Below are 5,522 nucleotides of genomic sequence, written 5' to 3'. Positions count from 1 at the left end.
ACCCATAATTCTGCATTCCAATCTTTTCCTTCTTCTCGCAAAGTCGGTATAAGCGTCTGCCAAGCCGTCTCTGTAACGGGCTCTGCCTCATCAACCCAACAAAGCAAAATACGCCCCATAGACTTGATACTGGCTATATTGCGGTCCAGACCAGAAAACTGAAAGGCTATACGACCATCAATTGACTTAATCGAAGATTCCCCAACCTTGTAATAGTCCTTTAAAAAGTCATGTGCTTCAATGGCGCGCTTAATTTCCTCCAATGAACTTTCTGCCAAAGAATTCTGAAACTGACGTGCACAAAGTATAGTGCCCGATATCCCTTGCATACCAAATTGATAGCCTTTTAAAGCAGCCATCAAGGCAAATGATCTTGTCTTTCCAGACCCTCGTCCACCCCAAGCCGCCCGTACCAAAGCATCCCCTGTAAAAATCGGTATAAGCTTTGGTACAATACTAATCTGTCGTGTTGTCATTGACCAAAGGCGCGATTTCTACACGCGTTATCACCTTAATGGCTCCCCCATCTTCACCTGTTACCTGTAAAGGCAACACCTTACCAAGCAACGCTAAATAAGCCGCTGGACATTCTATAGCCTGTTTTTCCAAATAAGAAATCAAACCATCCTTGCCAATTTTATTCCCAGCATTCTCAGCAGCCTTAACCACTGCTTCTTTTAAAATGCGCGTCATCTTATTCGGAACGCCTTTGACACGCCCTTGACCTGCCTTTGGGGGTATACGCTTTTTAATCGGTTGTGGAGCCTGATGTGTATTTTCTGATGTCATAAAATACCCCTCCAGATAATAAAAAACCCCGCATTTGCGGGGATTCCAAACTGCACTGCCTCTCGTCTAGATACAGTACGACCAAGTACAGCAATGTCATTAAATACGATTTGCTACACTTTGTCAACACTAAAATAACACATATTGATAATTTCAAAGGGAATCGGTTAAACAGCGCTTATGAATAATTAAGGATCCAAAATAATGAAATCATTATCCATAACACGCATCATAACATTTATAGCTTTCTTTTCTATATCAGCGCTACCTGCATCAGCGTCATTTGGATTTATAGACAAATTGACGCGTATGTTTACAAGTGTAGATACTATAGAGAAGTATAATCAACTTTACGACAAATACGCGAGTAAAGAATATACTGGCTTTACGCATTTTAATAAGCTAAGCCAAGCACAAGAATTTGTATACAGCCGTGGCCATCATAAGATGCCTTCCAAATTTGATCCTGTATTGCATCGTCACGTATTCGTTATTTTATGTGGACGCTTTGTGAATTTATTGCGGGGTGAGTATAATGAAGAAATGTCATGGGCAATGCTACCCAATGTAATAAGTCGTTTACGTTATGAACATAATTGGAGTGAAAGAGATTTTATGTGGGCATACAACGAATCCAATAACAGCAAAAATCCAATGATTTATTATGCAAAAAAATTTCTTAGTAATTCGACTGGAACTGGCATTAGCCCCAAAACACAAATGATAGTTGTAGTATCTGACGTGAGCACCGGTGATTATGAAAACACTAAACAAGTCGCTAGATTTTGCAGAGACTTACCAACGATATATGATATAATGAAACCGTAATAGAGATTGTCATTTACGATCAAAATGTTTCTGAAGCACATTAAGAGCAACACGCAGCGAATTCACAAGATGTGGTAACATTTGATCTTCTATCACGAGGTACTGTAGCGCAGCATGAAGATTATACTGTCTATAGAGGCATTGGGCTTCTTTTAGTGCCTCTTGCATGTTGATAAACTGCTCTGTTGCAAATGCTACCCATTTATCTCTTGCCTTATCATCAGATGATGACGGCATTTCGTCATAAATCGCATTAGGCAAGCCTTTTGCACAAAGGTAATCGTTTCTTATCTGTAGATATTGCTGGGCGGCGTCGTATTGCTCTTGAGTAAGCACGCCTTGCAAACAAAGCCGCCCGATATAGGTACCAGAAAGTGGATTTTTTGCCTCTTGTAGCGTTAAACCGAAGCGCTTTGCACGCATTTCTATTGCCAATTTAACAACGGCTTCACGCGGTGCTTTTGCACGTGAGATGCGTCCGTTTGGTTCTCTTACCTGCCCTGCTATTTTAGGGCGTCCCCTCTTTTTATTTTTTTTCACAGATAACCTCAGACACCTGTTTAACGTTTTCCCAAATTTCCTCTGAGTTTGAATTTATTTTTGCATCTAAAGACGCTACAAGTACTAGCAACACGCCGCCTATACAAAAGGCTGGAATTTTTTTCCAATCATCATCATCATTCATCATCCACACGAAGATAATGACAATCATTACAATTAGAAAGCCTGCTGATATATTACAGAATGTCTCAATCTTATTATTATGTTGTAATGATTTTATCTCCTGATCTGTAATAGTATAGTTATAAACTGGCTTAGATTTACAGATTGCACTAAAGGTATGGAGCAGCGGCTTATCAGACATTTAAATACCCTCTATTAAAAAGGAACACTGTCATTCATAACGGTATGGAGCGTATCAAGAGGTCTGTAAATGCTTCTGTCATAAGCAGATGACTGATCTTGATTATCATCATTTTTGCCATCTAAAAGCTTTAACTCGCCTTTGTACTGAGGCAATATGACTTCTGTTACATAGCGATCAACACCGTTTTTATCTTGCCATTTGCGTGTCTGTAATTTTCCTTCTACGTAAACTTTTGAACCTTTGTTTAGATACTGAAGTGCAATTTTTGCCAAATGTGGATTAAACACCACAATGGAATGCCATTCGGTTTTGTCTATTCTTTTATTGGTTGCCTTGTCTGTATAGCTCTCAGACGTTGCCATTCGAAAATTGACCACCTCGATGCCAGATGACATTGTTTTGCTTTCTGGATTGGCGCCTAAATGACCAATTAACATCACTTTATTAAGCATTTGCTTTCTGTCCTTTAATGGAAAATAGTACTTAGAACAAAACATAACTCACAACTGATGGTAGTATAACACATTATGGTGTATTTTTACAAACAGAATTTATCATAACACACTGAATCTACAGTATGAATCCCATTTTTATTTTACTTAACAGCTTGCTTTTTGATACGTTTTGTGCAATAAAGAGATGTTCTTTTATATTTCGATTGGTTATTTTAATCGTTTATTTGGATCGCTAGCTGTTTTGATAATAAAAGCCGTGTCTTAAAGGACGCGGCTTTTTTGCTATAAAGCAGCCCCCCGCCCCGTTATTTACGCTGCTTTATCATCACCACAAATATCTTCAGAAATTTTTTGATTGCCATTAACCACGGCATTGCCATAAATCTTTACATAGATAGGTGGTGCATAGCCATCTGTACGAGGCTTGCTATAAACCGTTGCCTGGTCACAAACCCGTGCATTTCCATAAACCTTTACATGCTCAGAAATAGTAGCCCTGTCATAAACCTGCGCATCATCGTAAATCTCAGAAAATCCATAAATACAAGCATTTCCATAAACGCGTGCATTTCCATAAACCCTGCCAGTTACATGCGCATAATCAGAAACTTTTGCATTATCAGAAATATGACCAAGAAAAGAGACCTGAGCATTATCACAAACAACTGCATTGCCAAAAACATTACCATTAACCATTGCGTTATCACAAATTTTTGCATTATCAGAAATTTTTGCATTATGAAAAACCTGAGCATTGTCACAAACAATAGCGTTGCCTGATATTTTTGCACTTTTATAAACACGTGCATTATTACGCACTTGTGCATTTTCAGAAACAACAGAATCCATAGCAACCATGGCGTTATCATAAACCCAGCAATCACCATCATGTGATAAGCTTTTTTCGTTTTCAATAACGCCACCGAGATCACCTGCTTTAACATCTGCAAAATCTCTTAATGCTCTTATACGACGTACAGTTTTTCCCTCAGGAATACGGTGGATTTCATCTGTGAGTTCATATTTTTTGGATACATTTTTAGTGGTCATAGGTTTTACTCCTAATCTAAATATTCGATAAAATTTTAATGGAAATTTGAGAAGGCGCCCCCGCAACGCCTGTTATTTAAGCTGCTTTTGCAATAGCGTTTGTTAAAACGCGCTTGGCTTCTGTCGTAACCAATTTGTAGTGATCAAGCTCTTTTTCGATTTCATCTATTTTCACAAGACGACTAAAGATGATACCCATGATTTTAGGATAATTTGTCAAAACATACTGGCGAAGATAATTAAAATCATCAAAATCATGTTCTAACTGTAAATTTGATTGCCCCTCAAGCTCTATCCAACGATCAATAATCTTAGCACGCAATATTGTACTGTAACCTGAAATTAAGACCAAACACTCACGTTTAGGGAGGTGGTAGCAAGAACGGCTTTCACCTTTTTTGTCAAGATAACTGCCGCTAAAATCAACCGCCCCAAATTTGGGGGCGTTAAGCTGTTCAAGCATTTTCTTTATATCACGCATAACATGGTCATGTCTTTTACCACACAACTTTGCAATTTCACGGCTAGACATTGTCAACGTGGTTTGAGTGTTTACTAAATTGTTCATAATGAACTCCTACATGTTTAGAGTTTTTAATTGACAGCCCATAAGGGCGCCGGGTGCTAAAAACACGGCATGTAGTCCGCCGCTATACTTTTCCCTCGCGAAGGGTATTGTATGGTATAGCTACACCCGACAAAACCGTTATATGCCAATAATAGCATAAAAATAAAGCCAAATTTTGAAGCAGGAAAAGATTGTTTCGTAATCTATTCGCTACATGTTTAGTGTTTTTAGCACTTAATGATTCGTTTAACAGAATGACCTTTTAATGTCAATACGTATTTTTTATTTTTTTCAATTTTTTTCATTTTGATACCTACATAATTGAATATCAAGTGCTTTTAAATTTTACTTTTGGTTTTTAGTATAAAATGTAGTGCGTAAATGGACATGTTTATTAAACTGCGTGTATGCAACATGAGAAAGAATGAATAAACTAAAAAAAAGTACCAAATAACGATATCTAAATACCAAAATACAGTATAACTATTTGGAAAAATTAAAACGACAAGTGCTAAACTTATTAGCTTTAAAAGTCTGTGCAAATACTGTTGTAAATCACGTGTTAATGTCTTCCAACCTGTTGTATTGCCACGTTTGTATTTTGGATTGTTCTGCAACTCAAAAGGAATATGAGAATTGCATAAAATTACAAAAATATTTGTTATTATTATCAAACCAAAAGATGCAAATATCAAAATACCTTGGATAAAATAGGGATTTTTTTTAATTCCTAGAAAGCATAAAAATATAAAAATTATAATACCAAACAAGGCTCTTAGCTGCTTATCTGTAAACATATTTATTTCCTGCGGTTTTCGATAATTTTTTGATCTCTTTATTGATCTCGTCTATAAGAGGTTCGTAATTGAGAACGCTTTTCGGAATACCACCCCCATATATCCAAGCTTTCACTTGCGCCTTGGTACTGTAATCAACTTTACAAGGCATCTCATGATACTGACCA

Annotated in this window: 9 protein-coding genes and 1 pseudogene; 1 reads left to right on the top strand and 9 read right to left on the bottom strand. The window is 37.2% G+C overall.

Features of this window, described 5'->3' with window-relative positions; genetic code table 11:
• Positions 1-476 (bottom strand): phage terminase large subunit (locus ACFIJP_RS08450; RefSeq protein ID WP_375626943.1); only part of this gene is annotated, 476 nt, incomplete at its 3' end.
• Positions 457-789 carry a hypothetical protein gene (locus tag ACFIJP_RS08445; protein WP_375626942.1) on the bottom strand — a complete coding sequence of 111 codons (333 nt, stop codon included), beginning with the start codon at positions 787-789 and terminating at the stop codon, positions 457-459. The genes ACFIJP_RS08445 and ACFIJP_RS08450, both read right to left, overlap by 20 nt.
• Positions 790-993: 204 nt before the next feature.
• Between ACFIJP_RS08445 and ACFIJP_RS08440 the strand changes: the two genes are divergently transcribed.
• The gene (locus ACFIJP_RS08440) at positions 994-1,617 is read left to right on the top strand and encodes a hypothetical protein (protein WP_026017333.1); all 624 of its coding nucleotides are present in this window, start codon (positions 994-996) and stop codon (positions 1,615-1,617) included.
• A 9-nt stretch (positions 1,618-1,626) separates the two neighbouring features.
• On the opposite strand, the gene ACFIJP_RS08435 is transcribed toward ACFIJP_RS08440, so the two are convergent.
• From ACFIJP_RS08435 to ACFIJP_RS08405, 7 genes and pseudogenes are all read right to left on the bottom strand, one after another.
• The gene (locus tag ACFIJP_RS08435; RefSeq protein WP_375626940.1) at positions 1,627-2,157 is read right to left on the bottom strand and encodes a hypothetical protein; all 531 of its coding nucleotides are present in this window, start codon (positions 2,155-2,157) and stop codon (positions 1,627-1,629) included.
• The gene (locus ACFIJP_RS08430) at positions 2,144-2,482 is read right to left on the bottom strand and encodes a hypothetical protein (protein WP_375626939.1); all 339 of its coding nucleotides are present in this window, start codon (positions 2,480-2,482) and stop codon (positions 2,144-2,146) included. Before ACFIJP_RS08430 ends, ACFIJP_RS08435 begins: the two co-directional genes overlap by 14 nt.
• 14 nt (positions 2,483-2,496) lie before the next feature.
• Complete coding sequence (ssb, locus tag ACFIJP_RS08425) at positions 2,497-2,937, bottom strand: single-stranded DNA-binding protein (RefSeq protein ID WP_375626937.1); 441 nt, start codon at positions 2,935-2,937, stop codon at positions 2,497-2,499.
• 312 nt (positions 2,938-3,249) lie between these two features.
• Positions 3,250-3,990: a hypothetical protein gene (locus ACFIJP_RS08420; RefSeq protein WP_375626935.1), complete on the bottom strand. Its 741-nt coding sequence runs from the start codon at positions 3,988-3,990 to the stop codon at positions 3,250-3,252.
• A gap of 76 nt (positions 3,991-4,066) precedes the next feature.
• Positions 4,067-4,558, bottom strand: coding sequence for a Rha family transcriptional regulator (locus ACFIJP_RS08415; RefSeq protein ID WP_375626934.1), 492 nt, complete (start codon positions 4,556-4,558; stop codon positions 4,067-4,069).
• A 338-nt stretch (positions 4,559-4,896) separates the two neighbouring features.
• A complete protein-coding gene (locus ACFIJP_RS08410) occupies positions 4,897-5,355 on the bottom strand; it encodes a hypothetical protein (protein ID WP_273791604.1) in 459 nt (152 codons plus the stop codon).
• Positions 5,342-5,522: pseudogene (locus ACFIJP_RS08405) on the bottom strand (hypothetical protein); the annotation flags it as partial. The gene ACFIJP_RS08410 and the pseudogene ACFIJP_RS08405, both read right to left, overlap by 14 nt.

Source organism: Bartonella sp. MU37NMGALS, from assembly GCF_042194015.1.
Classification (GTDB): domain Bacteria; phylum Pseudomonadota; class Alphaproteobacteria; order Rhizobiales; family Rhizobiaceae; genus Bartonella; species Bartonella grahamii.
The sequence above is the reverse complement of the archived record's forward strand: the minus strand, read 5'-3'. Positions and strand labels throughout refer to the sequence as shown.